At 66.8% G+C, this 25456-nt stretch carries 28 protein-coding genes; 11 read left to right on the forward strand and 17 right to left on the reverse strand.

What is annotated here, in order from left to right:
* Positions 1-40 precede the first annotated feature (40 nt).
* Positions 41-640: a LolA family protein gene (locus tag E1832_RS12660; protein WP_133360131.1), complete on the forward strand. Its 600-nt coding sequence runs from the start codon at positions 41-43 to the stop codon at positions 638-640.
* Positions 641-660: 20 nt separating this feature from the next.
* Here the strand turns inward: E1832_RS12660 and E1832_RS12665 are convergent, their stop codons facing one another.
* Entirely contained in the window at positions 661-1239 is a 579-nt protein-coding gene (locus E1832_RS12665; protein WP_133360132.1) for a transglycosylase SLT domain-containing protein, read from the reverse strand.
* 199 nt (positions 1240-1438) lie between these two features.
* Between E1832_RS12665 and hspQ the strand changes: the two genes are divergently transcribed.
* On the forward strand, positions 1439-1765 hold the full coding sequence (hspQ, locus tag E1832_RS12670) for a heat shock protein HspQ (protein ID WP_133360206.1): 327 nt from the start codon (positions 1439-1441) through the stop codon (positions 1763-1765).
* Between the two features lie 152 nt (positions 1766-1917).
* On the opposite strand, the gene E1832_RS12675 is transcribed toward hspQ, so the two are convergent.
* From E1832_RS12675 to E1832_RS12685, 3 genes are all read right to left on the reverse strand, one after another.
* Positions 1918-3495 (reverse strand): gamma-glutamyltransferase family protein, encoded by a 1578-nt coding sequence (locus E1832_RS12675; protein ID WP_133360133.1) that lies wholly within the window; start codon positions 3493-3495, stop codon positions 1918-1920.
* A gap of 272 nt (positions 3496-3767) precedes the next feature.
* Positions 3768-4247 carry an ATP-binding protein gene (locus tag E1832_RS12680; RefSeq protein ID WP_133360134.1) on the reverse strand — a complete coding sequence of 160 codons (480 nt, stop codon included), beginning with the start codon at positions 4245-4247 and terminating at the stop codon, positions 3768-3770.
* A gap of 39 nt (positions 4248-4286) precedes the next feature.
* A complete protein-coding gene (locus E1832_RS12685) occupies positions 4287-4625 on the reverse strand; it encodes an STAS domain-containing protein (RefSeq protein WP_133360135.1) in 339 nt (112 codons plus the stop codon).
* Positions 4626-4712: 87 nt separating this feature from the next.
* On the opposite strand from E1832_RS12685, the gene E1832_RS12690 reads away from it, so the two are divergent.
* Positions 4713-5885 (forward strand): thiolase family protein, encoded by a 1173-nt coding sequence (locus E1832_RS12690; RefSeq protein ID WP_133360136.1) that lies wholly within the window; start codon positions 4713-4715, stop codon positions 5883-5885.
* A gap of 89 nt (positions 5886-5974) precedes the next feature.
* Here E1832_RS12690 and E1832_RS12695 read toward each other — a convergent pair whose 3' ends face one another.
* On the reverse strand, positions 5975-6157 hold the full coding sequence (locus tag E1832_RS12695; RefSeq protein ID WP_133360137.1) for a hypothetical protein: 183 nt from the start codon (positions 6155-6157) through the stop codon (positions 5975-5977).
* A 292-nt stretch (positions 6158-6449) separates the two neighbouring features.
* On the opposite strand from E1832_RS12695, the gene E1832_RS12700 reads away from it, so the two are divergent.
* From E1832_RS12700 to rarD, 5 genes are all read left to right on the forward strand, one after another.
* A complete protein-coding gene (locus tag E1832_RS12700; RefSeq protein WP_133360138.1) occupies positions 6450-7022 on the forward strand; it encodes a helix-turn-helix domain-containing protein in 573 nt (190 codons plus the stop codon).
* Positions 7023-7029: 7 nt separating this feature from the next.
* Complete coding sequence (locus E1832_RS12705; RefSeq protein ID WP_133360139.1) at positions 7030-7653, forward strand: LysE family translocator; 624 nt, start codon at positions 7030-7032, stop codon at positions 7651-7653.
* Positions 7654-7656: 3 nt separating this feature from the next.
* Positions 7657-8028: a GFA family protein gene (locus E1832_RS12710; protein WP_133360140.1), complete on the forward strand. Its 372-nt coding sequence runs from the start codon at positions 7657-7659 to the stop codon at positions 8026-8028.
* Positions 8029-8041: 13 nt separating this feature from the next.
* A complete protein-coding gene (locus tag E1832_RS12715) occupies positions 8042-10489 on the forward strand; it encodes a GcvT family protein (protein ID WP_133360141.1) in 2448 nt (815 codons plus the stop codon).
* A gap of 170 nt (positions 10490-10659) precedes the next feature.
* Entirely contained in the window at positions 10660-11580 is a 921-nt protein-coding gene (gene rarD, locus E1832_RS12720) for an EamA family transporter RarD (protein ID WP_133360142.1), read from the forward strand.
* 7 nt (positions 11581-11587) lie between these two features.
* Here the strand turns inward: rarD and E1832_RS12725 are convergent, their stop codons facing one another.
* Positions 11588-11998 (reverse strand): nuclear transport factor 2 family protein, encoded by a 411-nt coding sequence (locus tag E1832_RS12725; RefSeq protein WP_133360207.1) that lies wholly within the window; start codon positions 11996-11998, stop codon positions 11588-11590.
* A gap of 117 nt (positions 11999-12115) precedes the next feature.
* Between E1832_RS12725 and E1832_RS12730 the strand changes: the two genes are divergently transcribed.
* Complete coding sequence (locus tag E1832_RS12730) at positions 12116-12760, forward strand: RluA family pseudouridine synthase (RefSeq protein WP_133360143.1); 645 nt, start codon at positions 12116-12118, stop codon at positions 12758-12760.
* Between the two features lie 78 nt (positions 12761-12838).
* On the opposite strand, the gene E1832_RS12735 is transcribed toward E1832_RS12730, so the two are convergent.
* A complete protein-coding gene (locus E1832_RS12735) occupies positions 12839-13684 on the reverse strand; it encodes an alpha-1,2-fucosyltransferase (protein WP_133360144.1) in 846 nt (281 codons plus the stop codon).
* 150 nt (positions 13685-13834) lie between these two features.
* Positions 13835-15274, reverse strand: a complete 1440-nt coding sequence (locus E1832_RS12740; protein ID WP_133360145.1) for an aldehyde dehydrogenase family protein — start codon at positions 15272-15274, stop codon at positions 13835-13837.
* A gap of 187 nt (positions 15275-15461) precedes the next feature.
* On the opposite strand from E1832_RS12740, the gene E1832_RS12745 reads away from it, so the two are divergent.
* Positions 15462-16115 (forward strand): peroxiredoxin, encoded by a 654-nt coding sequence (locus E1832_RS12745; RefSeq protein WP_133360146.1) that lies wholly within the window; start codon positions 15462-15464, stop codon positions 16113-16115.
* Here E1832_RS12745 and E1832_RS12750 read toward each other — a convergent pair.
* The 8 genes from E1832_RS12750 to rbfA all read right to left on the reverse strand — a co-directional run bounded on the left by E1832_RS12750 (position 16099) and on the right by rbfA (position 24050).
* A complete protein-coding gene (locus tag E1832_RS12750; protein ID WP_133360147.1) occupies positions 16099-16830 on the reverse strand; it encodes a glycosyltransferase family 25 protein in 732 nt (243 codons plus the stop codon). The genes E1832_RS12745 and E1832_RS12750 overlap by 17 nt on opposite strands.
* An 84-nt stretch (positions 16831-16914) precedes the next feature.
* Positions 16915-19056, reverse strand: coding sequence for a polyribonucleotide nucleotidyltransferase (pnp, locus tag E1832_RS12755; protein ID WP_133360148.1), 2142 nt, complete (start codon positions 19054-19056; stop codon positions 16915-16917).
* A 536-nt stretch (positions 19057-19592) separates the two neighbouring features.
* A complete protein-coding gene (rpsO, locus tag E1832_RS12760) occupies positions 19593-19862 on the reverse strand; it encodes a 30S ribosomal protein S15 (RefSeq protein ID WP_133360149.1) in 270 nt (89 codons plus the stop codon).
* A gap of 161 nt (positions 19863-20023) precedes the next feature.
* The gene (locus E1832_RS23125; protein WP_133360150.1) at positions 20024-21178 is read right to left on the reverse strand and encodes a calcium-binding protein; all 1155 of its coding nucleotides are present in this window, start codon (positions 21176-21178) and stop codon (positions 20024-20026) included.
* A gap of 82 nt (positions 21179-21260) precedes the next feature.
* A complete protein-coding gene (locus E1832_RS12770; RefSeq protein WP_133360151.1) occupies positions 21261-21782 on the reverse strand; it encodes a DUF1643 domain-containing protein in 522 nt (173 codons plus the stop codon).
* 123 nt (positions 21783-21905) lie between these two features.
* A complete protein-coding gene (gene truB, locus E1832_RS12775; protein ID WP_133360152.1) occupies positions 21906-22811 on the reverse strand; it encodes a tRNA pseudouridine(55) synthase TruB in 906 nt (301 codons plus the stop codon).
* Between the two features lie 109 nt (positions 22812-22920).
* On the reverse strand, positions 22921-23658 hold the full coding sequence (locus E1832_RS12780; protein ID WP_133360153.1) for a phosphodiester glycosidase family protein: 738 nt from the start codon (positions 23656-23658) through the stop codon (positions 22921-22923).
* Entirely contained in the window at positions 23655-24050 is a 396-nt protein-coding gene (rbfA, locus tag E1832_RS12785) for a 30S ribosome-binding factor RbfA (RefSeq protein ID WP_133360154.1), read from the reverse strand. Before rbfA ends, E1832_RS12780 begins: the two co-directional genes overlap by 4 nt.
* 89 nt (positions 24051-24139) lie before the next feature.
* Between rbfA and dapB the strand changes: the two genes are divergently transcribed.
* A complete protein-coding gene (gene dapB / locus E1832_RS12790) occupies positions 24140-24949 on the forward strand; it encodes a 4-hydroxy-tetrahydrodipicolinate reductase (protein ID WP_133360155.1) in 810 nt (269 codons plus the stop codon).
* 287 nt (positions 24950-25236) lie between these two features.
* Here dapB and E1832_RS12795 read toward each other — a convergent pair whose 3' ends face one another.
* Entirely contained in the window at positions 25237-25443 is a 207-nt protein-coding gene (locus E1832_RS12795) for a DUF1674 domain-containing protein (RefSeq protein WP_133360156.1), read from the reverse strand.
* Between the last annotated feature and the right edge of the window lie 13 nt (positions 25444-25456).

Here is a 25456-nt window from a genome sequence, read left to right on the forward strand (position 1 = left end):
GGCGGCTTACATTCGCCGCCTGCGCCCCTATGTTGAGCTCATGAAACAGATCCTTCTTGCCTGTGCGCTGAGCCTTGCCGCGCCCGCTGCCTGGGCGGCGGAAAAAATGCCGTTGTCGCAGATCTCGACCTATCTCAACGCGATGCGCACCGCGAAAAGCCCGTTCACCCAGATCAACGACGATGGCAGCCTGTCCACCGGAACACTCTATCTGAGCCGGCCGGGGCGGGCGCGGTTCGAATACGATCCGCCCGACAGCGCCGTTGTGGTGGCCGGTGCGGGCACCGTGGTGATCCACGATCCGAAATCGAACCAGCCGCCGGAAAGCTATCCGCTGAAACGCACGCCGCTGTCGATCATCCTGGCCGAACGGGTTGATCTGGACCGCGCCGACATGGTTGTGGCGCATGGATTCGACGGCACCGCCACGGTGGTGACGGCGCAGGACCCGGAGAATCCCGACTATGGGCGGATCGAGCTGATGTTCACCGGCGATCCGGTCGAACTGCGTAAATGGGTGATTCACGACGGCGGCGGCGGCCAGACCACGGTGATTCTGGGCACGCTGGAAACAGGCATCCCGCTCAGCGGCAGCCTGTTTCTGCCCTATTCGGGGTCCGACGGCGCCAAGGACCGCTGAGCGCCCACCTCAGTCGTACCTCAGTCGCAGGCCCGCAACTGCGCGCGATAGCTGTCGGCGCGCCGCTCCACATCCGCGGCCACGCGCAGCAGCCAGCTCTTGCCGTTGTGCGAGCCGCGGGAATAGCCGGTATGGCCTTCGTGATAGGCGAGGTACTGGTTGCGCGCATCGGTGAGCGAGATGCCGTTGCGCTCGTAGCTGCGGGTCATGTACCAGCCCATGAAATCGGCGGCGTCGCGCATGTCGTCCCGCTTGGCCCGGCGGCGCCCGGTGGCGTCCTTGTAGTCCTTCCAGGTGCCGTCCAGCGCCTGGCTGTAGCCATAGGCGCTGCTGGTCCGGCCCATGGGAATCACCCCCAGCTTGTATCGGAACGGGGTGCGGGCATCGGCGCGGAACTTGCTTTCCTGGTAAATGACGGCCATCTGAACATGCATCGGCACGCCATACTTGCGCTCGGTGGCGCGAAAGGCGCGTTTGTACTTCGGCCGCTGCGCCAGAATGCTGCAGGCATTGTCCAGATTCCGCGGTGGCGCCTTGTAGCCGCCGCCACAGGACGCCAGAAGCAGGACGATAATCAATGCGCTCAGAGGTCTGCTCATTTGCCTCATGCCTTTTTTTCAAGGATTTTAGCGCAAGTCCCGGTGGGATGAAATCCCATTCGCAAAGACGGCCCGATCCGATGGGACATGGCCACTGTCACGCCCGGGTTCACAGACTGTTTCTATGAAAATCCGGGCGCGGGGTTGGACAAGACTGGTAAATTACGGTTAAGAACGGGCGTTAGGGGCAAGAATGACGATGTTGAAGAGTCGCGCGAAATATCATCTCGGTCAGGTGGTCCGCCACAAGAAGCACCCGTTCCGCGGCGTGGTTTTTGACGTCGATCCCGAATTCGCCAATACCGAGGAATGGTATGAGGCGATCCCCGAGGAGAGCCGTCCGGTCAGGGACCAGCCGTTTTATCACCTGCTGGCCGAGAACGAGAACAGCTATTACGTGGCCTATGTGTCGGAACAGAACCTGGTCGCCGATTATTCCGGCGAGCCGGTGGACCATCCCGACATCCCCGAGATGTTCGGCCCCTTCCGCGACGGCGCCTATCCGCTGCATTTCCAGTTCAACTGAGCCGATCGCCGCCGGGTGCACCCCCCGAACCAGGCTGACCTGCGCGAAATCAAGCCCGAAGGGCGCCTTACGGCGCTTGCGCGGGCTGCTCTGTGGGATCACCGACAGCGAAAAGGCCGGGCATTTGGCCCGGCCTTCTGATTTCCTGCGGCTCAGTACCCCAGGGCGCAGCCGTCCTTGCGCGGATCGCTGGCCCCCTCGAGCACCCCGTCGGGACGGATGCGGATCGCCTGCGCGCCGCCGATCGGCGCATCGGGGATCGTCATCTTGTGACCCATGTCGGCCAGCTGCTGGCGGACCGCCTCTGAATAACCACGCTCGATCTTCATCGTGCCGGCATCCGAGAAGCTGCGCGGCGCGTCCAGCGCGGCCTGGAGATCCATGCCGAAATCGCGCAGGTTGCTGACCGCCCGGGCGTGGCCATTCGGCTGATAGGCGCCGCCCATCACGCCGAACGGCATCAGCGCGCCGTCGTCGTCGCGCAACATGCCCGGGATGATCGTGTGCATCGGACGGTTGCCGCCGGTCAGCTCGTTCGGGTGGCCCTCCTCCAGGGTGAAGCCGGCGCCGCGGTTCTGCAGCAGAATGCCGAACTTGTTGCTGGCGATGCCCGAGCCGAAGCCGTGATAGATCGAATAGATCAGCGACACCGCCATGCGGTCCCGGTCAACCACGGTGATATAGATGGTGTCCTTGTGCACCGCCTCGCTGACCGCGGCGGGGGCGTCCATGGCGCGGGTCATATCGATCAGCCCGGCCAGCCGCTCTGCGGTTTCGGGGGCCAGCATATGGTCCAGCCGCGCGGTGCGGTCCGGATCGGCGATGAAGCGGTTGCGCGCGTCATAGGCGAGCTTGGCCGCCTCGGCCTCCACATGGGCGCGCTGGGCGCCAAAGGGGTCCATGCCCGCGATGTCGAAATGCGACAGGATCTTGAGCATCAGAATGGCGGTGGCGCCCTGGCCGTTGGGCGGATGCTCGAACAGTTCGGCGCCGTTGTAGGGCCCCGAGACCGGCGTGGTCTCCAGGCAGCGGGTGGCGGCGAAATCCGCGGTTTGGTGCACCCCGCCCAACGCGTTCAGCGTGGCGCAGATATCCTCGGCCACCTCGCCGGTGTAAAAGGCGTCGCGTCCGTCCCGCGCGATCCGGCGCAGCACCTCGGCCTGACCCGGCGCGCGAAAGATCTCGCCCGCCTTGGGTACCCGGCCGTCGATCAGATAGGCGTCCCGCGCCGCGCCCTGCAGCTTGGCCGCCTCGTTGCCCCAGTCGAAGGCGACGCGCGGCGCCACCGGCACCCCCTCCTCCGCATAGTGGATCGCCGGGGCCAGGATGCGGTCCAGTCCGATCCTGCCGACGGTCTCGGACAGGTGACAAAACGCGTCGACCGCGCCGGGAACCGTGACCGCATGGGCGCTGTAGACCGGCACGGCGGTTTCGCCGGCCGCGCGCAGGGCCGCCGCGCTGGCCGCCGCCGGAGCGCGGCCCGACCCGTTCAGGGCCTTGATCTCGCCGCTGGACGGATCGGTATAAAGCACGAAGCAATCGCCGCCGATCCCGGTCATCTGCGGCTCGCAGATGCCCAGCAGGACCGCCCCGGCGATCGCCGCGTCCATGGCATTGCCGCCCTGTTTCAGAATATCCACCGCGGCCTGCGCCGCCAGTGGATGCGAGGTGGCGCAGACGCCGTTCGCGGCCAGAATCTCCGACCGTCCCGGCATGTGAAAATCGCGCATGGGTGACCCTTTCCTTTCGTTTGCGCCGGAGATTAGGGGGCGGTCCGGGGAAAGCCAACCGCATTGGCGTCGCAGGGGACGGCGGCGGTGGGGTGGCGGCGTGGCTGTGCCGCGAGGCGAAGGGCCTGCCGGTTCGAAGGGGAGGGGGAAAGTCCTCGGCGCCGCGCGCTGGGTGGGGGCAAGTACGGCGCAGCGCCGAGGATAGCTTATTGCAGCTACACCTCGTGTATCGCCGGGTAATCGGGCAGCAGTTTGATGTGAATATGGCGGTTTCAGGGCGCGGTCTGCGGGGCGCAGCGCCCCGCCCGGACCTTTTCGCGCCCTGTCCCGTCCAGAAAAAAGCGCATCGACAGCGTGTTGCACACGCCCTTGCGGTCATAGCGCAGCGTATCTGTCAGGCTGTATATCAGGCCCCAGCCGAAACCGCCCTCGGGCAACTCGGCAGGGGGACGATCCAGATCCACGGTCCGGCACGGCGGAAGATGCCCGCCGGGCAGTGGCCGGCCGGTGTCGACCACCCGCAACTCCAGCCGGGCCCCTGTCAGATCCGCGTCGACGCGCACCTCGCCGCCCGGGGCGCCGGCATAGCCATGTTCGACCACGTTGTTCACCACCTCTGCCAGTGCCAGTTCCACATCGCCCGCCGCGCGGTCGGGCAGGCCCTGCGCCCGCAACTGCGCCATGACCGCGGTGATCCCGTCGCGGGCGGCCAGCTGCGTGGCGTCGAATCTGTGCGAGCTGCGCTGTGACATCGTGACTTGCTTCCGGCCCGGATCCCTGAGCGGGCCGGATCACCCCTCCAGTTCGGCCATGGCGTCGTCGAGCGAGGGAAACAGCGTAAAGACCGTATCCATCCGGGTCAGGCGAAAGACCTTGTCGACCATCGGCGACAACCCGGCCAGGTCGAGCCGGCGCTCGGTGCCCAGCTGCTTCATCGCGGCGACGATGGCGCCCAGCCCGCTGGAGTCGATAAAGGATACCTCGGACAGGTTCAGGATCACCCGCTCCGGCCCGTCCTCGGTTTCCGAGCGCATGCGTTCCTTGAATTGGATGGCGACGGCGGCATCGATCCGGTCCGCCTTTACGGTGACGATGCTCGCATCGCCCCGCTGGACACTGGTCAGCTGCATGGCGTTCCTCTGGTGGCGTTTCCGACACGATCAGGCTAGACCGGAATGGTTACCAATCTGTTGTCCGGCATGAGTGGAGGAATTCGGATGAAAGAGGTCGTGATCGCGGGCGCAGCCCGCACGCCGATGGGCGGTTTTCAGGGCATGTTCGATGGCGTTCCCGCGGCCGAACTGGGCGGCGCGGCCATTCGCGCCGCACTGCAGGGGGCAGGGGTCGAAACCGTGGACGAGGTGCTGATGGGCTGCGTCCTGCCCGCCGGCCAGGGCCAGGCGCCGGCGCGCCAGGCCGGGTTCGCCGCCGGTCTGGGCGAAGAAGTGCCGGCCACCACGCTGAACAAGATGTGCGGATCGGGCATGAAGGCGGCGATGCTGGCCTTTGACCAGATCGCGCTGGGCCACAACGCCGTGATGATCGCCGGCGGCATGGAGAGCATGTCGAACGCGCCCTATCTGCTGGCCAAGATGCGCGGCGGTGCCCGCATCGGCCATCAGGAGGTCAAGGACCACATGTTCCTCGACGGGCTCGAGGATGCCTATGACAAGGGCCGTCTGATGGGCACCTTTGCCGAGGACTGCGCCGAGGCGTTCCAGTTCACCCGCGAGGCGCAGGATCAGTATGCCATCGGCTCGCTCGACAACGCGCTGGCGGCCGAGCGCTCCGGCGCCTTCGACGGCGAAATCACCCCGGTAAGGATCCACGCCCGCACCGGCGAAGAGGTTCTGACCCGCGACGAACAGCCCGGCAAGGCGCGGCCCGAAAAGATCCCGATGCTGAAACCGGCGTTTCGCAAGGACGGCACGGTGACGGCGGCGAACTCCTCCTCGATCTCCGATGGCGCCGCCGCGCTGGTTCTCGCCGCGCGCGATCATGCCGAGGCGCAGGGCCTCACCATCCGCGCCCGCATCCTTGGCCATGGCTCGCACGCTCAGGCGCCGTCGCTCTTTCCCACCGCCCCGGTTCCGGCGGCGCGCGGTCTGCTCGACCGGCTGGGATGGGAGGTCGGCGATGTGGACCTGTGGGAGGTCAACGAGGCCTTTGCCGTGGTGCCGATGGCCTTCATGCACGAGATGGGCGTGCCGCGCGACATCGTGAACGTCAACGGCGGCGCCTGCGCGCTGGGCCACCCGATCGGCGCCAGCGGTGCGCGGATCATGGTCACCCTGTTGAACGCGCTGGAGACGCGCGGGCTCAAGCGCGGCATCGCCGCCATCTGCATCGGCGGCGGCGAAGGCACCGCCATCGCCATCGAGCGGGTCTAGGCCCGCCCGGACCATCAGGCGTCGGGGCGGCCGCGCGCCGCCCCCTCCGCAGACTCGGGCTGGGTGCCATGCGATTGCGCGGGCGCGATCTAGTCGAACCGCGCCAGCCGGTCGATCTGTGGCGCCATGGTGCACCATAGGTCGTCATCGGTCAGAACCCAGACCGCGTCGCGTTCGGTGGCGTGAACGGTGATCCGCCCCGCTTCGGCGGCGATCAGATCCGGGTTCGTGAGATTCAGAAACAGCACAAGGGCGTCGGTGGTCAGGCACATGGCGCCTTCCTTTCTCGGTTCAGCGACGCAGAGTGTCCTCCCGCACCTGTGACACCAGCATCTTGCCCCGCCGCCCGAGACCGGATGGCCGGAAAATGCCGCAACGCAGCAATTCAGGTGGCACCCGACATGTGAACACCCCAGCTGCCCAAGACCTGTGCAAGACCGCCCGCAACCGCCCCGGTCCCGCTGGGTAGGGTATGAAAAACATGGTGCAAATTTCACCGAATCGCGCCAACATGAAAAACAAGGGGAAATTTTCACGAAATGCCTCACGGGGGAGGAGGGGCCCATGATCCGCGCACAGCCCGACCACCCGCAGACACTCGGCGCCGATCTGCGCGCCCTGCGCAAGGCGCGGGGGCTGACGCTGGCGCAGCTGGCCGAAACGCTGGGCCGCTCGGTCGGCTGGCTCAGCCAGGTGGAGCGTGACCTCTCCGAACCGGCGATTTCGGACCTGCGCCAGATCGCCACTTGCCTTGACGTGCCGCTGTCGCTGCTCTTCGGCCATGCCAGCGCCCCGGCCGCGGAACAGGGATTCATCGTGCGCGCGGGTGCGCGACGGCCGATGGGCTCGGGCGCGGAGGGGCTGGTCGAGGAATTGCTCTCCCCCGATCTGACCGACGATTTCGAGGTGATCCACTCTACCTTTCGCCCCGGCGCCCGGATGCAGACCGCAACCTGTCGGCCGACCCAGGAGCTGGGTTATCTTGTCGCCGGGCGCCTTGAGCTGGAGATCGGCGGCCGGGCCTTTTCCCTCGGGACGGGCGACAGTTTCCGCATCCGGGGCGAGGCGTTTCGCTGGGCCAACCCCCATGACGAACCCGCTGTGGCGATCTGGGTTATCGCACCGCCGGTCTATTGAGGTTGCCATGAGTTTTCAGGCCTGGTCCGTCTTTGCGCTGTTCTGGGTGGCCTTCGTCACCACGCCGGGGCCCAACGCGGTGAACTGCATCTCCAACGGCATGTCGCTTGGCTTTCGCCGCGCGCTGGTGGGCGTGCTGGCGATCCTGACCCAGGCGACCGGTTTTCTGCTGCTCTCGGCTGCGGGGGTCACGGCGCTGATCGCGGCCTCGCCCACGGGCTTCACGCTGGCAAAATTCGCCGGCGCGGGGGTGCTGATCTGGCTGGGCCTCCGCGGCTGGATGACCGCCGGAAAACCGCCGCCTGCCGCCGAGCGCCCGGCGCGCCATGTCTATCTGCACGCGCTGGCCATCGCGACGATCAATCCCAAAAGCGTCGCCGGCTATCTTGCCGCCTTTTCCGCCTTTGTGCAGCCCGACGTGCCGATCTGGGGCCAGATGGCGGTGATCCTGCCCACCGCGCTGACCCTCACCACGCTCAGCTATACCGGTTTTACCGCGCTGGGCGCGCTGATGGGGCGCGCGGCGCTGGGCGCAGTGTTCAACATCTGGGTGCGCCGGCTGCTGGCAACCTGTTTCATCGTCTATGGCGTGCTGCTGGGGGCCAGCGCCGCGCCGCAATCCGGAGGGTAGACCATGCATAGCGGAACTTGCCTTTGCGGTGCGGTCAGGTTCCGCACCGATGCCACGCCCGAGGGCGCCAGCGTGTGCCATTGCAGCCAGTGCCGCCGGCAATCGGGACACCTCTGGGCCTCGGCCTATGTGCCGACCGAGGCATTGGCGATTTCAGGGCCGGTGACATGGTTCGAAAGCTCGGCCAACGGGCGGCGCGGGTTCTGTCCGCGCTGCGGCTCGTTCCTGTTCTGGCGCGACGTGACCGAGACCACCACCAGTTTCTCCCTCGGTGCGCTGGAGGCGCCCACCGGCCTGCGGCTGAGCAAACATATCTTCACCGCCGACAAGGGGGATTATTACGAAATCTCCGACGGCCTGCCGCAACGCCCGTAAAGGACCGACTTCCATGCCTGATCTTCCCTCCCATGCCCGCGTCGTCATCATCGGCGGCGGTATCGTCGGCTGTTCCGTCGCCTATCATCTGACCCGGCTGGGCTGGACCGACGTGGTCCTGCTGGAGCGTAAACAGCTCACCTCCGGCACCACTTGGCACGCCGCCGGGCTGATCGCCCAGTTGCGCGCGACCGCCAACATGACCCGGCTCGCCAAATACTCGCAGGAGCTTTACGGCGATCTGGAGGCTGAGACCGGCGTCGCCACCGGGTTCCGGCGCGTCGGCTCGATCACCGTGGCCCTGACCGAGGAGCGCCGCGAAGAGCTTTGGCGCCAGGCGGCGATGGCCCGCGCCTTTGGCGTCGAGATCGAGGAGATCACCCCCGACGAGGTCGGCGCGCGCTATCCCCACCTGAACCTCGACGGGGTGCTGGGCGGGGTCTACCTGCCCAAGGACGGGCAGGGCGATCCGGCCAATATCGCGCTGGCGCTGGCCAAGGGCGCGCGCCAGCGCGGCGCGGTCGTGCGGGAGCGGGTCAAGGTGACGGGGATCGCCCGCGATGGCCGCCGCGTCACCGGCGTCGACTGGCAGGACGAGGAGGGTGGCGCCGGGCACATCGCCTGCGACCATATCGTGAACTGCGCCGGCATGTGGGGCCATGAGGTCGGGCGCATGACCGGCACCAACGTGCCGCTGCAAGCCTGCGAGCATTTCTATATCGTCTCCGAACCGATCGCCGGGCTGACCCAGCTGCCCGTCCTGCGCGTCCCCGACGAATGCGCCTATTACAAGGAGGACGCCGGCAAACTGATGCTGGGCGCCTTCGAGCCGGTCTCCAAACCCTGGGGCATGGCGGGCATCCCCGACAGCTTCGAATTCGACCAGCTGCCCGAGGATTTCGACCATTTCGAACCGATCCTGGAGGCGGCTGTGAACCGTATGCCGATGCTGGGCACGGCGGGCATCCATACCTTCTTCAACGGACCCGAAAGCTTTACCCCCGACGACGCCTACCACCTCGGCCTCGCCCCCGGGATGGATAATGTCTGGGTCGCCGCCGGCTTCAACTCCATCGGTATCCAGAGCGCGGGCGGCGCCGGCATGGCGCTGGCGCAATGGATGGAGGATGGCGAGAAACCTTTCGACCTGGGCGACGTCGACATCAGCCGCATGCAGCCGTTCCAGGGCAACCGGCGCTATCTGGTCGAACGATCCACCGAAACGCTTGGCCTGCTTTACGCCGATCACTTCCCGTTCCGGCAAAAGGCGACGGCGCGGGGCGTGCGCCGCTCGCCTCTCCACGGCGCGCTGGCCGCGCGCGGCGCGGTCTTTGGCGAACTGGCAGGCTGGGAACGCGCCAACTGGTTTGCCCGGCCGGGGCAGAAAGCCGAATACGCCTATTCGTGGAAACGGCAGAATTTCTTTGACAACGTCGCCGAGGAACTCGCGGCCGTCCGCTCCAATGTCGGGCTTTACGACATGTCCTCCTTCGGCAAGCTGCGCGTCGAGGGGCCGGAGGCCGAGGTCTTTCTCAACCACGTCTGCGGCGCCGATATGTCCGTGCCGGCGGGCAAGATCGTCTATACCCAGTTCCTCAACCCCCGCGGCGGCATCGAGGCCGATGTGACCGTCACCCGCCTGTCGGAAACCGCCTATCTGGTGGTCACCCCCGCCGCCACAAGGCTGGCCGACGAGACCTGGCTGCGCCGGCACCTGGGGGATTACCGCGCGGTGATCACCGACGTGACGGCGGGCGAGGCCGTGCTGGCGGTGATGGGCCCGAAATCGCGCGACCTGATGCAGGCAGTCTCGCCTGACGACTTCTCCAACGCGGTCAACCCCTTTGGCACCGCGCAACAGATCGAGCTGGGCCTCGGCCTCGCCCGTGTCCACCGCGTCTCCTACGTGGGCGAGCTGGGGTGGGAGATCTATGTCTCCGCCGACATGGCCGCCCATGCCTTCGAAACGCTCTTGGATGCGGGCGAGGGGATGGGCCTGAAACTCTGCGGCATGCATATGATGGACTGCGCGCGGATCGAAAAGGCGTTCCGCCATTTCGGCCATGACATCACCTGCGAGGATCACGTGCTCGAGGCCGGCCTCGGCTTTGCGGTGAAGACCGCCAAGCCCGAGTTCATCGGCCGCGACGCGGTGCTGCGCAAGAAGGAGGCCGGTCTGGAACGGCGCCTGTTGCAGTTCCGGCTGACCGACCCCGAGCCGCTGCTCTATCACAACGAACCGATCCTGCGTGACGGCCAGATCGTCGGCTACCTCAGCTCGGGCGCCTATGGCCACCACCTGGGCGGCGCCATCGGGCTGGGGTATGTTCCCTGCACCGGCGAGACGGCGCAGCAGGTGCTGGCCTCGCGCTACGAGATCGACGTGGCCGGCACCCAGGTGGCTGCCGAGGCCTCGCTGAAACCGATGTACGATCCCAAATCGGAGCGGGTGCGCGCCTGACCCCGGCCCATGCGGTCCCGGGGGATCCCCCTTCCGTTCACTTCAAATGGCTCCGCCGGGGTGGCGCCCCGGCGGAGCGCCCGATTTGTCGCCGCGCCGGCGCCGACGCCCCGTCGCCATTGCGCACACCCCGGCGCTGACCTAAAGCGATGGGGCAAGAGGAGCGCGCGATGACATCGCAGACCACCCCCCCGATGACCGAGAATGTCGATACCGCGCGCGGGCTGGGCTTTGCCGTCTCGGCCTATCTGATGTGGGGGGTATTGCCGCTGTATCTCAAGGTTGTGTCGCATATCCCGGCGCTGGAGGTGGTGGCGCACCGGGTGATCTGGTCGGTGCCGCTGGCCGCCGGCCTGCTGATCGTGCTGCGCCGCACCGGCGATCTGCGCGCCGCGCTGCGCAGCCCGCGCACGCTGGCGATGGCCTGTCTGACCGCGGCGCTGATCACCGTCAACTGGTCGATCTATGTCTGGGCGGTCGCCGAGGGGCGGGCGCTGGACGCCGCGTTGGGATACTACATCAACCCGCTGTTCAGCGTGTTCCTCGGCGCGGTGCTGCTGCGCGAACGGCTGGACCGCGCGCAGATCGCGGCCATCGCGCTGGCGGTCGCCGCGGTCGTCATCCTCACGGTCGAGGCCGGCGGGCTGCCCTGGGCGGCGCTGGGCCTGACGCTGAGCTGGGGGTTCTACGCGTTCTTCAAGAAATGGCTGCCGGTCGGCCCCAACCAGGGGTTTCTGCTCGAGGTGCTGATCCTGCTGATCCCGGCGCTGGGCTACGCGGGCTATCTGGGCACGACCGGAACCGGGCATTTCCTCGCCACCGGCACCGGCGATACCCTGTTGCTGCTGGGCTGCGGGGTGATCACGGCGGTGCCGCTGATCGTCTATGCCAACGGCGCCAAGCTGCTGCGCCTCTCGACCATCGGCATTTTGCAATATATCGCGCCGACCTTCATCTTTCTGGCCGCCGTCTTTGTCTTTGGCGAGCCAATGGGGCGGGCGCGGATGATCGCCTTTCCGATGATCTGGGCGGCGCTGGTGATCTATTCCGTGGCGATGCTGCGTCAGAGCCGCCGCCGTCGCCGGGCGTGATCCAGGTTCAGGACAGCGCTTCGCGGTATTTCAGGAACCGCGGATCGGTCATCACCCGGGCGTTCATCGCCTCACGCAGGGCGGCCACCGTCTTGAGCGGCCGCATGACGACCTCGAAGACGTCGATCAACCCATCCTCGCCCAGCGTGATCAGATCGATGCCAACGGCATCCAGATCGCCGACCTTGCACTGAAACTCCAGCGCCCAGTCGTTGCCCGATCCCATCACCCTGCGATAGCGGAAATCGCTGAACACCTGGCCGACATGGCCCAGCACCGCCGCCACCGGCTCGCGCCCGGTCCAGGTGGCCCAGTAGGTGGGCGGCAGGAACCGTACATTCTCGGCCAGGATCTGTGCGATTTTCTCGTGATCGCCCGAGGCGACGATCTCCAGCGCTTGTGCGATGGTCGGGTGCATATCGGGATGCAGATCTGCGGTCATCGGGGGTTCCTCTCCTGCGGATGCGCTCAGCTTGGCGGCGCGGCGGCGCTCCGGCAAGCTTGACGTGAGGGCGGGTTCCGGTAGACGCGGGGCATGAGCGATTACGATCCCCCCATGGACCCGCTGGAGATCCTCTTTGAGGACGCCCAGCTCATTGCCGTGAACAAGCCCGCCGGCCTTCTTTCGGTGCCGGGCCGCGGCGCGCATCTGGCCGACAGCCTGCTGACCCGCGTGCAGGCCGCCTTTCCCGACGCGCTGCTGGTGCACCGGCTCGACCGGGACACCTCCGGCGTGATCGTCTTTGCCCTGACGCCGCACGCGCAACGGCATCTGTCGATGCAGTTCGAAACGCGGATGACGAAAAAGACCTATGTGGCCCGCGTTTGGGGGCGGCTGGAGCCGAAACAGGGCGTGGTCGATCTGCCGCTGATCGTCGACTGGCCCAACCGGCCGCTGCAAAAGGTGTGCCACGAGACGGGAAAACCAGCGGTGACCGAGTGGAAAGTGGCGAAATACGGGGAAAACGAGACCCGCGTGCGCCTCTTCCCCAAGACCGGCCGCACCCATCAGCTGCGGGTGCATATGCTTTCGCTGGGCCATCCGATTCTGGGCGATCCGCTTTATGCCGAGGGGCCTGCGCGCGATTTCCCCCGGCTGATGCTGCACGCCGAGGAACTCAGGATCAAGAACCCCGAGGGCGGCATGTCGCTGAAGCTGCGGGCCAAGGTGCCGTTCTGAGGGGCGCGTCCCTGCGGCGCGCTGCCTTCGGCGAGGATACTTGGGATGAGCGGAAGGAGGGACCGGGGTTCGAAGGGATCACGCCGCGATCCGCAGCCAGCCCTCCGGCAGGATGTCCGGGTTGCGCAACTTCGGATCCCCGAACCACTGCACGGGACCGGCAACCCGTTTGTCCGCATGGGCATTCAACCAGGCCGCCCACCAGGAGAACGACGAATTACCGATGATGTTGTGCCGGCAGAGTGACATCAGCCGCATATCCTCGAAGTCGGTGTCCGGCCCGTTGAAATCCACCACCACTTTTTCCACCGGCAGCGGCAGGTTCTCTTTCACCCAAGCCGGATCGTCGGAAAAGACGAATACCGTCGGGGTGCCCGGCAGCCCGTCGAGCAGGCGCGCCAGCGCGCTGTGATAATAGGCCTCGTCGCAGACTGTATGCGCGCTGAGCGTCAGATAATCCCCGCGCCGCACATGCAGTGAAATGGCCAGGCTTTCGCCGATCCGCGCGGCCATCTCGGAATTCTGCGCGTTGGAGAAACGGGGAAAGGTGAAATCGCGGCGAATGTCCCGGGCGATCCCGGCGAAATAGCGCTCGCTCTGCCAATAGCCGTGCAGATAGCTGTTGTCGCCCCAGTCCTCGAAGGCCGGATTGTAGCCAAGCCCCCGTTCGCGCCGAAACCGCGGGGCGCGACCAGACAGGCGCCAGAGCCCATAGGCGAGGGGGCGTTCGGCGCGGTCGGGGGGCAGGCCCTCGGGGGCGGCCAGCGGCAGGTCGAAGACGCGGGTCAGCACCCCCTCGCCCCGGCGCAACGCCCCCCGCGTATCCAGCGCCACCGGAACGCCCAGCCGTGCGGCAAGGCTGCGGGCGGCGGCATACTGGAACATCTGGTTGCCCAGGCGGCCATGCAGGCGGGTGATGATCATCGGCGGTTGTCCCCGTGTTTGCCCGGACATAGCGCATCCGGCCGCGCCGGGACCAGCGGGAATCGCGCCGTCCGGTCGCCGGGCCGGGCCGGCGCGCAAAAAAAAGCCGCCCGGTGCCGGGCGGCTTTGTCGTTGCGGCTCAGAGCCGGATTATTCCGGGGTCCAGCCGCTGACGGCCTTCACCTCGAGGAAATCCTCGATCCCGAAGATGCCGCCCTCGCGCCCGTTGCCGGATTTCTTCATGCCGCCAAAGGGCGATCCCGGCGCGCGCGAGGTGCCGTTCATCTCGACCATCCCCGAGCGCAGCACGCGCGCCATGCGGTTGGCACGGGCACCGTCCTGGGTCTGGACATAGTTGGTCAGGCCATATTCGGTGTCGTTGGCCATCGCGACGGCCTCTTCCTCGGTCTCGAATTTCATCATCGAGAGGACCGGGCCAAAGATCTCTTCGCGGGCGATGGTCATGTCCGGGGTGACGTCTGCAAAGATGGTGGGGCGCACGTAGAACCCCTTGTTGAACTGCTCCGGCAGGCCGGGGCCGCCGGCGATCAGGCGGGCGCCCTCGTCGATGCCTTTCTGGATCAGGCCCTGGATCTTGTCCCACTGGGTCTTGTTGACCACCGGGCCGATATGCCTGCCCTCTTCATGGGCGCTGCCCACGGTGATCTTGGCGGCGGTTTCGGCGGCGATTTCGACCGCCTGATCATAGATATCGGCCTGCACCATCATCCGGCTGGGCGCGTTGCAGGACTGGCCGGTGTTGTTCATCATGTGCATCACGCCGCGCTTGACCGCCTTGTCGTCGGCATCGGCAAAGATCACGTTGGCGCCCTTGCCGCCCAGCTCCAGATGCACCTTTTTCAGGGTGTCGGCGGCGTTCTTGGAGATCGCGATACCGGCCCGGGTCGAGCCGGTGAAGCTGACCATGTCCACATCCGGATGACCGGTCAGCCGGTTGCCGACGCCGATGCCGTCGCCGTTCACCAGGTTGAAGACACCGGCGGGGAAGCCGGCCGCATCCATCAGTTCGGCAAAGACCATGGCGTCGAGCGGGCTTTCCTCTGACGGCTTCAGCACCATGGTGCAACCGGCGATGGCGGCGGCCCCGACCTTGAGCGTGATCTGGTTCATCGGCCAGTTCCACGGCGTGATCAGTGCGGCGACGCCCACCGCCTCATGGATGATGCGGTCGTTGGGGGCGCGGTCGCTGAGCGGGCGGTCGAATTCAAACGCCTTGGCGGCGCGGATGAAGTTCTTCAGGTGAAAGGCGCCGGCGCCGACCTGCTGGGTGCGGGCCATTTCGATCGGCGCGCCCATGGCGGCCGACATCGCCTGCGCCAGATCCTCGCCCCGCTCCATATAGATTTCGAGCAGCTTTTCGACCCGCGCGATGCGGTCCTCGACCGGGGTGGCCATCCAGCCGGGCAGCGCCGCCCTGGCCGCAGCGACGGCGGCATCGGCATCGGCGTCGCCGCCCAGCGAGATCACCGCGCAGGGCTCTTCGGTCGAAGGGTCGATGACCTGATGATCGCGGGGTTGCGCGGGGGCCACCCACTGGCCGTTGATGTAGAAATTGCGTTTCTCGATCATGTCCGGTTCTCCCAGTACGACAGTTTTTCCTGACCGGGCGGTCAGCGATTCCGCGCCAATGTGTCACCGCTTACGATTGGGGACAAGTCAGGGGATGCATCCTCACCTCCATGATATTACATTGCCGCCGACGCGCGACAGAATCCGACCATCATGGAATTCAGTATTCATCATCAGGAGTAGTCACATGGGCCTGCGTATCAACGACATCGTTCCCAATTTCACCGCCGAGACCGATCAGGGTGAAATTACGTTCCACGACTGGATCGGTGACAGCTGGGCGATCCTGTTCAGCCACCCCAAGGATTTCACCCCCGTCTGCACCACCGAATTCGGTGCCGTCGCCCAGCTCGCCGATGAGTGGGAAAAGCGCGGCACCAAGGTGATCGGTCTGAGCGTGGATGGCGCCGACGAGCACGTGAAGTGGAAGTCGGACATCGAAGGTTTCGCCGGCGCCAAGGCCGGGTTCCCGATCATCGCCGACCAGGATCTGGCGGTGTCGAAAGCCTTCGACATGCTGCCCGCCGAGGCCTATCTGCCCGATGGCCGCACCGCCGCCGACAGCGCCTCGGTCCGCTCGGTCTTCATCATCAGCCCGGACAAAAAGGTTCAGCTGATCATGACCTACCCGATGTCGGTCGGCCGCAACTTTGCCGAGGTGCTGCGCGCGCTGGACGGGCTGCAGCGCACCTGGCAGCAGCCGCTGGCCACCCCGGCGAACTGGACCGCCGGTCAGGACGTGATCGTGGCGCTGGGCATGAGCACCGACGAGGCCAAGGAAAAGTTCGGCGACGTCGAGGTCAAGCTGCCCTATCTGCGCACCATCAAGAACCCGGCCTGATCGGCGGCTGCGGGCGCAGGGCGACCTGCGTCCTATAGGCGAAACGTTTGAATTCCCGCGCCAGCTTGCCGCCGGCGCGGGTTTTCTTTTGGATCGTCGAGCCGCCCAGATCGGCGGTGAGTTCGCGCGCGCCGCTGCCGGTCAGGCTGTGCACCGGCTGACCGGTGACCCAATGCATCTGAAGCAGGGTATCGACCGGCCGGTCGATGGTCTCGGTCGCGGCCAGCAGCCGCGCCGCCGCCCCGCGCCCGACCACCTGCGCCACGGTCTGAAGCCCGATGATGCGCGGCAGGATCAGCGTCAGCCCGTCCCTTTCCCCCAGCACCCGGGCCGGCCGCTCGCGCGGTTTCACCGGCAGGCGGATGTAGCTGTCCGGCGTGGCCTGGTCCGCGACCAGTTCCAGCGCCGCGCGCAGCCGCGCGGGGTCGATGTCCAGGTCGTCCTCGACGATCAGGGCGTAGTCCCACCCCTCGGCCAGGATGCGCCGCCAGCAGCGCCGGTGGCTGAGGAAACAACCGATCTCGCCGGGGGACATGGGAAAGGGGTAGGCGGGGGCAAAGGCATCGCCCGGCCGGATCGTCACGCCGGTCACCTGCGCCGGATCGCGCCCGTCGACCGCATCGATCAGCATCGCGCCTGGCAGCGCGCGCAACAGCGCCTCGGCATTGGGGCGCCGGGCGATGCTGGCGGACATGTGGATGATCAGCGAGTGCATGACCATGTCTTACCTGTGTCGCGTGAAACGAAAAAGCCCCGGCATCGCTGCCGGGGCCTCTCTATCGCGTCAGGGGACGGCGGATCAGTCCGCCGCTTCCTCGCTCTTTTCGGCAGTGGTCTCTTCGCCGGTCTCCTGGTCGATCATCTTCATCGACAGGCGCACCTTGCCGCGGTCGTCAAAGCCCAGCAGCTTGACCCAGACCTCCTGGCCCTCTTTCAGAACGTCCGAGGGATGGTTCAGGCGGCGGTTCTCGATCTGGCTGACGTGAACCAGCCCGTCGCGCTTGCCGAAGAAGTTCACGAAGGCGCCGAAATCGACGATCTTCACGACCTTGCCCTTATAGACCTTGCCCTCTTCCGGCTCTGCCACGATCGAATAGATCATGTCATAGGCCTTCTGGATGGCCTCGCCGTTCGGCGAGGCGATCTTGATCACGCCGTCGTCGTTGATGTCGACCTTGGCGCCCGACACTTCGACGATCTCGCGGATCACCTTGCCGCCCGAGCCGATCACTTCGCGGATCTTGTCGGTGGGGATCTGCATGGTCTCGATGCGCGGTGCGTGGACAGAGAAATCCGCCGCGCCGGAGAGCGCCTTGTTCATCTCGCCCAGGATGTGCATCCGGCCGTCCTTGGCCTGAGCCAGGGCCTTTTGCATGATCTCGGGCGTGATGCCGGCCACCTTGATGTCCATCTGCAGCGAGGTGATGCCCTCTTCGGTGCCCGCGACCTTGAAGTCCATGTCGCCGAGGTGATCCTCGTCGCCCAGAATGTCGGTCAGCACCGCGTAGGAGCCGTCTTCCTCCAGCACCAGACCCATGGCAACACCGGCCACCGCGGATTTCAGCGGAACGCCCGCATCCATCATCGACAGCGAGCCGCCACAGACCGACGCCATCGAGGACGAGCCGTTGGATTCGGTGATCTCGGACACGAGGCGCAGGGTGTAGGGGAAGTCGGTCGAGGCCGGCAGAACCGCCTGCAACGCCCGCCACGCCAGCTTGCCATGGCCGATCTCGCGACGGCCCGGGCCACCCACGCGGCCCACTTCGCCGACCGAATAGGGCGGGAAGTTATAGTGCAGCATGAAGTTCGATTTGAAGTTGCCGTGCAGCGCGTCGATGAACTGTTCGTCATCGCCGGTGCCCAGCGTGGTCACCACCAGCGCCTGGGTTTCGCCGCGGGTGAACAGTGCCGAACCATGGGTCCGCGGCAGCAGGCCGTTTTCGCAGACGATCGGGCGAACCTGGTCCAGCGCGCGGCCGTCGATACGGCGGCCGTTCTTGACCACGTCCGAACGCAGAACGGTCGACTCGAGCTTTTTCAGCGCGGCGCCGAGGTTCGGATCCTCCAGCTGCTCGTCGCTCAGCGCGGCACGGATCGCCTCTTTCGCTGCGGCGACGGCGGCCTGACGCTCCTGCTTGTCGGTGATGGCATAGGCCGCGCGCATCTTCTCTTCGCCCGCAGCCTTGGCCGCGTCATAGAGAGCGGAGTAATCCGGCGGGGTGAAGTCGAACGGCTCTTTCGCGGCATCCTCGGCCAGATCGATGATCAGGTCGATCACCGGCTGGATCTGCTCATGCGCGAAGGTCACCGCGCCCAGCATCTCGGCTTCCGACAGCTCATAGGCCTCGGATTCCACCATCATCACCGCGTCCTTGGTCCCGGCGACCACCAGGTCGAGGCGCTGCTCGGGGTTGTTGCGCAGGTTATGCATGTCCTCGACATCGGGGTTGAGGATGTACTCGCCATCCACATACCCGACGCGGCAGCCGGCGATCGGCCCCATGAAGGGCACGCCCGACACGGTCAGCGCGGCGCTGGCGGCGATCATCGCCACGATGTCGGGGTCGTTGACCAGATCGTGGCTCAGCACGGTGCACATCACCAGAACTTCATGCTTGAAGCCGGGCACGAACAGCGGGCGGATCGGGCGGTCGATCAGGCGTGCGGTCAGCGTCTCTTTCTCGGTCGGACGCGCCTCGCGCTTGAAAAAGCCGCCGGGCACCTTGCCTGCGGCATAGTATTTTTCCTGGTAATGCACGGTCAGCGGAAAGAAGTCCTGTCCGGGCTTGGGTTCCTTGGCAAAGGTCACGTTGGCCATCACCCGGGTCTCGCCCAGCGTGGCGATGACCGAGCCATCAGCCTGACGGGCAACCTTGCCCGTTTCCAGAGTGAGGGTTTCTTCGCCCCACTCGATCGATTTCGTCGTTACATTGAACATCATCGTATCCTGTTTGGGAGCACTCCCGGCCTTCCGGGTCTCCCGTTTGCGTAGCGGCCCCATTGCCGCCGACCCCTTGTATCTTCACGTCGAGTGCCGGGGTCCGGGCACACGGTCTCAGATGGACGCGCCATACAGGAGAACGGCACGTTTGGAAAGGATGGATAGCGGGGCGGCCCTCCCGTCCGCAGGATGGGGCGATCCGGTTTCGGGGCGTCCGCGGGGAACCCGGTCCTTTTCCGCAGCATCCCTGCCGGGTCAGCCGCTGCCCCCGATCAGAAGGCCACCGCGGTTGTTGGGGATGCGGGTCGGTAACGTCGTCTTCCCGGCATCGGGGTGCCGGACAGAACGGTGACAGGCAAGCGGGCGTCGGCCCCCGGATGTCTATGAGTCTTGATGTTTTGGTATCACATCACTCGCCTGATCGAGCCCCCTTGCCAGGCTGGTCAGGCGGATGCCGATACAGACCGTCCCGGAACGAAAAAACCGCGCCCCGGCAGGGACGCGGTCGATCGAACCAAATTGGTAAGGCGCGCTTAGCGGCGCAGACCCAGGCGCTGGATCAGGTCCTGATAACGGCCCTCATCCTTGCCCTTGAGATAGTCCAGCAGCTTGCGGCGCTGGGCCACCATCTTCAGAAGACCACGGCGGCCGTGGTTGTCCTTCTTGTGGGTCTTGAAGTGCTCGGTCAGCGTGGAAATCCGCGAGCTCAGGATCGCAACCTGAACCTCGGGCGAACCGGTGTCGCCCTCTTTGGTCCCGAATTCTTTCATCACGCGGGCTTTTTCTTCGACGGTAATCGACATCGGGGTCTCCTTTACAGGGTTAGAGTGAATGGCGCAGGCCGGGATGTCGTCCAGCACAGGCCCGTGGAGAATGGTCCGACCCGGCACGGAGGCCCCGTTCCCGGATCGAATGCGGGCGTATAGGCGGATTCTGTACCAAAGCAAAGGGAAAATCGGCCCGATCAGCGATCCGCCGGACTCAAATCGGGCAGGGCGGTATAGTCGACCAGCCGGATATCCTCCACCGTCACCGGGCCGCCGCCCTGGACACGGGCCAGTTCGGCGCCGTTGACCATGATATGACTCAGCCCCGGACTCGCCGGGTCGGTCACCACCTCGACCTCCGGATCGGGGTCGGATTCCATATCCCAGACCAGCGTCAGCTGATCCTCTGCCGGATCGTAATCCAAAAGCTCGGCAGCATCGCCGCCGGCGATCCAGTCGCCCAGCACGATGCCGTCCGCATCCTCGCCGGCGGTCACCACGTCGCCGGCCCCGGCGAAGATGGTGTCGGCGCCACTGCCGCCATTGAGAAAATCGCTCCCAGACGTATCCTCTGCGGCGCTGTCCGCCGCATTCGCCGCGCCGATGCTCCCGCCGATACCGCCGAGATCGTCGATGCCGGGGGCCTCGCCCGGTTCCAGTCCGGACAGGGTATCGTCGCCCCAGCCGCCGAACAGGGTGTCCGCACCCGCGCCGCCCTCCACAAAATCGTCCCCTTCCGAGCCGTGCAGCGCGTCGTCGCCGTCCCCGCCGCGCAGCACATCGTCGCCCAGCCCGCCCTCCATCCGGTCGGCGCCCGAACCGCCCTCCAGCCGGTCGGCCCCGGCATGGCCGAACAGCTGATCCTCGCCCGCCGCGCCCTCCAGGTCGTCATCGCCATAGCCGCCATGAAGCTGATCTTCGCCGCCGCCGCCATCGAGGAGGTCATCGCCGTCCGCGCCGAACAGCCGGTCGTCGCCGGCCCCCCCGCGGATCCAGTCGTCGCCGCCATAGCCGTTGATCTGGTCTTGACCGGCGGCCCCGTCCAGCAGGTCGTTCCCGTCCCCGCCGGAGAGAAAGTCGACCTCGGGTCCGCCCGACAGGATCAGCCCGGCAGGGCCGCTTTCGGCCGCGCCCTCCACCGGGTCGCCGGGGACATCCCCCGTCGTCCCCGTCACCCCCTCGATCCAGTCAGCGGGAGAAAGCGGCCCGGTTTCCATGCCGGTCTCCAGGCCGAGGGGATCCTGATCGGCCTCCGCCTTATCGTCGGCCAGGTCGTCGTCTTCGGAAAAGAGGTCCGCCAGGGCCATGCCGCCCAGCGCGGCAAGGCCGAATAAACCCGCCAGCCAGACCATGCCGCCGCTCCACTCGAAAACCTAAGAACGCCCCCAGCAGCCACAAATGCGGGCACAGGTCAATGATTTCCGGTTCGGCTGGTTAACAGGGGTTTTCCGGTCCCCAGGACTCGGGTTGGCGCGCATAGGCGATATAAAGCGGGTGTTTCGGGTGCCCGTCCTTGCTCAGCCCCAGGTGATAGAGCGGCGCGCCGGTCCCGCGCAGCAGCGCCTCGACCCTCGGTCCCCGGTCCAGATGCGCCCCATGGGTGCCCCAGGCGGCGATCACCTGATCCGCCCAGGCCGCGCCGTCCAGGATCGCCGCGTCATTCTCCGGCCCCACCGGATCGTCGGCCCGGCGCATCGCACGCGGGTCGGTGTCGCGCCAGGCAAAGATGTTGGTCACCCGGAACGCCCCGAACCCCAGCGCCCGCGCCCGCCGTTCGCAGCGCTCGACCGTCGGGTCGTTCTGCACCTCGGTCGCGGTCGACGGATTCAGCATCACGAACAGCGCCCGGCGCCCCTGCGGGTTCCAGATCCGGGTCAGGCTGTAGCGGTAGCGTTCGCAATCGGAATAGACGGCGGTGGAGGGCGCGTCGCCCTTGGTATGGCTTCGGGTGATCATGGACGGGGGTTTATCCGTCCGCGCGCCGGAGCGGAAGACACCGCCGTGCGAAAGCGGCCCGGCGGCAAGGGGGGGCCGCCCCGCCGCCCCGCCGCCCCGCCCCGCAGGGGCGTTGCGCCCGGCTTAGAGGTTGAAAACCCGGCTGGGATGCAATTGCCCGGCCTTGTAGCGGCCCACGGCCACCGCGCGCCCCTCGAAAGAGGCCCAGCATTCGTCGCCGTACTCCACATCCGAGGGCAGCACCGTGCCGGGGTTGCCGTTGCGCAGCTTTGCCGCGCCCTCGGCGGTGCATTTGACCTCCGGCAGATCGGCCAGCCCCTGTTCCAGCGGGCGGATGTAGTCATCGAGCGCCGGCGTTCGCGCCATCGCGTCGATCTGTTCGAGGCTCAGCCCGTCCTCGGAATCGAAGGGACCCGACCAGATCCGGCGCAGGCGCACCACATGGCCGAAGCAGCCCAGGGTTTCGCCGAGGTCGCGGGCGATGGCGCGCACATAGCCGCCCTTGCCGCAGGTCATCTCCAGCTCCACGTGATCGGGGTCGGGGCGGTCGGTCATCACCAGCTCCTCGACCCAGAGCGGGCGCGCCTCGACCTCGAACTCTTCGCCCTCGCGGGCGAGCTTATAGGCGCGCTGGCCGTCGATCTTGACCGCCGAGTATTTCGGCGGCACCTGCATGATCTCGCCGACGAACCGGCTCAGCGCCGCCTTGATCTCGTCATCCGTCGGGCGTGTGTCGCTTTGCGCGATCACCTCGCCCTCGGCATCGTCGGTGTTGGTGGCCTGGCCCAGCCGCACGGTGAAGGCATAGGCCTTGAGCGCATCGGTGATATAGGGAACCGTCTTGGTCGCCTCGCCCAGCGCCACCGCCAGCACGCCGGTCGCCTCCGGGTCCAGCGTGCCGGCATGACCGGCCTTTTTGGCCTCCAGCGCCCAGCGCACCTTGTTCACGACGGCGGTCGAGGTCAGCCCAGCGGGCTTGTCCACCACCAGCCAGCCGGAAATATCGCGCCCTTTGCGTTTGCGTGCCATGTCGTCCCCGTTCCTGATCAGAGGGCGGCGGCGTAGCCGAAGCCCCCCGCGCTGTCAATTTGCCGAAGGCCGAGGCAGTGATTTTGTACGGATTCGGCCCGGTTCCGCCCTATTCGGCGGGCTCCGCCACGCCGACGATCGGCCCCAGGGCAAAACCCGGGTCGTTGCGCCCGAGCTGCGGCGCGTAGAGCCGCGAGATGTTGCCGTCGAAATAAAGCGCCTGCGGCAGGCCGAGGTGATCCCGGAAAAGACGGGCAAAGGCGTGGAAGGTGACCAGATCGCGCGACAGCGCAAAAACCGCGCGGGTGCCGTCGGCGCTGGTGCCCACCCCGTTGCGGATGTAGCGCGAGTTGCTGTCGGGCAGGAACCGCGGATGCAGCGCGCCGTCGATCACCAGCATCGGCCCCGATTGGGTGGCATGGGTGCAGGCGGGCTTGCGGTCGAGGAAGGCCAGCGTCTCGATCACATCCGCCCGGCCGGGGCGGATGCAGAAGACACCGTTCGGCAACAGGCCGAAATTGCCCGGCCCGGCATTGGGGATCACCCGCATCAACTCGTCGCCGTTCTCGACATAATACCCGACCGGCGAGCGATCGTCGTGATACATGCCGCCGTTCATCGCGAAGGCGAGCCGCTTGCCTTCGCCGGCCAGCTTTGCGTTCACCGCCCCGAACTGGCCCAGCAGTCCGCCCCGGGCATCGTTCAGGAACAGCCGCAGATCCTCCTGCGCCGCATCGACCTCGCAGATCGTATAGCGGTTGCCGTCATACCCGGTATTGCGGCACTCGACCGCGAGGGCAGGGGCGGCGATGAGCGCCGCCAGCCCGATCGCGGCGGCGCGGATCACGACTCCAGATCGCGGCGCACCGCGTCCTGCGACAGCATGCGGCGGGTTTCGTCCATCTGGTCAAAGGTCTGGTCGAGCTGGAATCGCAGGTCGGGGGTGAATTTCAGCCCGGCCTTCTTGCCGATGATGCGGCGCAGCTCGCCCTTGTTGCGCGCCAGCAGCTTGACCACATCCTCCTGCCCCTTGCCGCCCAAAGGCAGCACATAGGCGGTGGCGATCTTGAGATCGGGCGAGGTGCGCACCTCGCCGACGGTGATCGACATCCGGTTGAGGTCCGGGTCGTGGATATCGCCGCGCGCCAGCACCTCGGCCAGGGTGCGCCGGATCAGTTCGCCCACCCGCAGCTGGCGCTGCGAGGGACCGGAACCGTCATGGAATTTGTTCTTTGCCATGTCCCCGATCTAGGCGTTTGGCGGGGCTTTGCCAAGCGGCGGCTGAGCGGGTAGGGAGAAGGCACAGGATCGCAGCACAGGGGCGTCACATGACACATAGACCGGGGATCGTCGTGACCGGGGCATCGGGCCGCATGGGCCGGATGCTGATCGAGACCATCAGCGACAGCGACAGGGCGCGTCTGGTCGGCGCGGTCGAGCGGGCCGGCCATTCCTGGGTCGGCCGCGACGTGGGCGAGGCGATGGGCGGCGCGCCGCTGGGCGTGACGGTGACCGACCAGCCGCTCGACGCCTTTGCCCAGGCGCAGGCGGTGATCGACTTTACCGCGCCCGAGGCGACGCTGGAGTTTGCCGCGCTGGCCGCGCAGGCCCGCGCGGTGCATGTGATCGGCACCACCGGCATGACCGACGACCAGATCGCGCGGCTTGAACCGGCGGCGCGCCACGCCGTCATCATCCGGGCCGGCAACATGAGCCTGGGCGTCAACCTGCTGGTGCAATTGACGAAACGGGTGGCCGCCGCGCTGGACGAGGATTTCGACATCGAGGTGATCGAGGCGCACCACCGCCACAAGGTCGACGCACCCTCGGGCACCGCGCTGATGCTGGGCGAGGCCGCCGCCGAGGGGCGCGGGGTGAGCCTGGCCGATGTGGCCGACCGCGGCCGCGACGGGATCACCGGCGCGCGCGAGCGGGGGCATATCGGATTTTCCGCGGTCCGGGGCGGCGACATCGTGGGCGAGCATGACGTGCTCTTTGCCGCCGATGGCGAACGCATCGTGCTGCGCCATGTGGCGACCGACCGGGCGATCTTTGCGCGCGGCGCGCTCAAGGCGGCGCTCTGGGGTCAGGGCAGGGCGCCGGGCCAGTACGACATGGTGGATGTGCTGGGGCTGTGACACCCCGGGCGATTTGCCGAGAGGTTTCGGCAAATTGAGCGGCGGCGAGGGATCGCTGCGGCAGGGGTGATTCGCGGCTGCTTGATGGAGAAACGGCACCGATGTCCCGTCAGGCCCGGCCGCAGGACGGGCCTCGCCCGCCAGCAGATGCGACGCATTCGTGTCGGTGGGGGCGCGGTACGATGAGGTTTTCTCCGGGGCGTCAGCCCCGGTTCGCGCCCGCCCCCGAGGCCGGGCGCGAACCTTATTTCTTTAATCGCGGAACGAGGGCTCGAGGCGCGGCCGCCTCAGAAATCGACCGCGATCCCCTTCTTCTCCCAATCGCCATAGCGCACCGGTTCCGGCCCGTCGCGCCCGCCCAGTTCGGTGGGCAGCGGCTCGGCCTCCGCCTCGGCCTTGCGGCGGCGCGCCTCCGCCTCGGCCAGCGCGCGCTGGGCGGCGGGGGGCAGATCGGGTTTCTCGTCCGGTGCTTCGGGGCTGTCGTTCTCGCGCATCGCGGGTTCCTTT

This window comes from Antarcticimicrobium luteum, assembly GCF_004358185.1.
Taxonomy (GTDB): domain Bacteria; phylum Pseudomonadota; class Alphaproteobacteria; order Rhodobacterales; family Rhodobacteraceae; genus Antarcticimicrobium; species Antarcticimicrobium luteum.

What these genes read in the sequence shown, in the direction of transcription:
- E1832_RS12660 (WP_133360131.1), top strand. Translation starts at nt 41, where the DNA reads ATGAAACAGATCCTTCTTGCCTGTGCGCTGAGCCTTGCCGCGCCCGCT.
- E1832_RS12665 (WP_133360132.1), bottom strand. Translation starts at nt 1,239, where the DNA reads ATGAGCAGACCTCTGAGCGCATTGATTATCGTCCTGCTTCTGGCGTCC.
- hspQ (WP_133360206.1), top strand. Translation starts at nt 1,439, where the DNA reads ATGTTGAAGAGTCGCGCGAAATATCATCTCGGTCAGGTGGTCCGCCAC.
- E1832_RS12675 (WP_133360133.1), bottom strand. Translation starts at nt 3,495, where the DNA reads ATGCGCGATTTTCACATGCCGGGACGGTCGGAGATTCTGGCCGCGAAC.
- E1832_RS12680 (WP_133360134.1), bottom strand. Translation starts at nt 4,247, where the DNA reads ATGTCACAGCGCAGCTCGCACAGATTCGACGCCACGCAGCTGGCCGCC.
- E1832_RS12685 (WP_133360135.1), bottom strand. Translation starts at nt 4,625, where the DNA reads ATGCAGCTGACCAGTGTCCAGCGGGGCGATGCGAGCATCGTCACCGTA.
- E1832_RS12690 (WP_133360136.1), top strand. Translation starts at nt 4,713, where the DNA reads ATGAAAGAGGTCGTGATCGCGGGCGCAGCCCGCACGCCGATGGGCGGT.
- E1832_RS12695 (WP_133360137.1), bottom strand. Translation starts at nt 6,157, where the DNA reads ATGTGCCTGACCACCGACGCCCTTGTGCTGTTTCTGAATCTCACGAAC.
- E1832_RS12700 (WP_133360138.1), top strand. Translation starts at nt 6,450, where the DNA reads ATGATCCGCGCACAGCCCGACCACCCGCAGACACTCGGCGCCGATCTG.
- E1832_RS12705 (WP_133360139.1), top strand. Translation starts at nt 7,030, where the DNA reads ATGAGTTTTCAGGCCTGGTCCGTCTTTGCGCTGTTCTGGGTGGCCTTC.
- E1832_RS12710 (WP_133360140.1), top strand. Translation starts at nt 7,657, where the DNA reads ATGCATAGCGGAACTTGCCTTTGCGGTGCGGTCAGGTTCCGCACCGAT.
- E1832_RS12715 (WP_133360141.1), top strand. Translation starts at nt 8,042, where the DNA reads ATGCCTGATCTTCCCTCCCATGCCCGCGTCGTCATCATCGGCGGCGGT.
- rarD (WP_133360142.1), top strand. Translation starts at nt 10,660, where the DNA reads ATGACATCGCAGACCACCCCCCCGATGACCGAGAATGTCGATACCGCG.
- E1832_RS12725 (WP_133360207.1), bottom strand. Translation starts at nt 11,998, where the DNA reads ATGCACCCGACCATCGCACAAGCGCTGGAGATCGTCGCCTCGGGCGAT.
- E1832_RS12730 (WP_133360143.1), top strand. Translation starts at nt 12,116, where the DNA reads ATGAGCGATTACGATCCCCCCATGGACCCGCTGGAGATCCTCTTTGAG.
- E1832_RS12735 (WP_133360144.1), bottom strand. Translation starts at nt 13,684, where the DNA reads ATGATCATCACCCGCCTGCATGGCCGCCTGGGCAACCAGATGTTCCAG.
- E1832_RS12740 (WP_133360145.1), bottom strand. Translation starts at nt 15,274, where the DNA reads ATGATCGAGAAACGCAATTTCTACATCAACGGCCAGTGGGTGGCCCCC.
- E1832_RS12745 (WP_133360146.1), top strand. Translation starts at nt 15,462, where the DNA reads ATGGGCCTGCGTATCAACGACATCGTTCCCAATTTCACCGCCGAGACC.
- E1832_RS12750 (WP_133360147.1), bottom strand. Translation starts at nt 16,830, where the DNA reads ATGCACTCGCTGATCATCCACATGTCCGCCAGCATCGCCCGGCGCCCC.
- pnp (WP_133360148.1), bottom strand. Translation starts at nt 19,056, where the DNA reads ATGTTCAATGTAACGACGAAATCGATCGAGTGGGGCGAAGAAACCCTC.
- rpsO (WP_133360149.1), bottom strand. Translation starts at nt 19,862, where the DNA reads ATGTCGATTACCGTCGAAGAAAAAGCCCGCGTGATGAAAGAATTCGGG.
- E1832_RS23125 (WP_133360150.1), bottom strand. Translation starts at nt 21,178, where the DNA reads ATGGTCTGGCTGGCGGGTTTATTCGGCCTTGCCGCGCTGGGCGGCATG.
- E1832_RS12770 (WP_133360151.1), bottom strand. Translation starts at nt 21,782, where the DNA reads ATGATCACCCGAAGCCATACCAAGGGCGACGCGCCCTCCACCGCCGTC.
- truB (WP_133360152.1), bottom strand. Translation starts at nt 22,811, where the DNA reads ATGGCACGCAAACGCAAAGGGCGCGATATTTCCGGCTGGCTGGTGGTG.
- rbfA (WP_133360154.1), bottom strand. Translation starts at nt 24,050, where the DNA reads ATGGCAAAGAACAAATTCCATGACGGTTCCGGTCCCTCGCAGCGCCAG.
- dapB (WP_133360155.1), top strand. Translation starts at nt 24,140, where the DNA reads ATGACACATAGACCGGGGATCGTCGTGACCGGGGCATCGGGCCGCATG.
- E1832_RS12795 (WP_133360156.1), bottom strand. Translation starts at nt 25,443, where the DNA reads ATGCGCGAGAACGACAGCCCCGAAGCACCGGACGAGAAACCCGATCTG.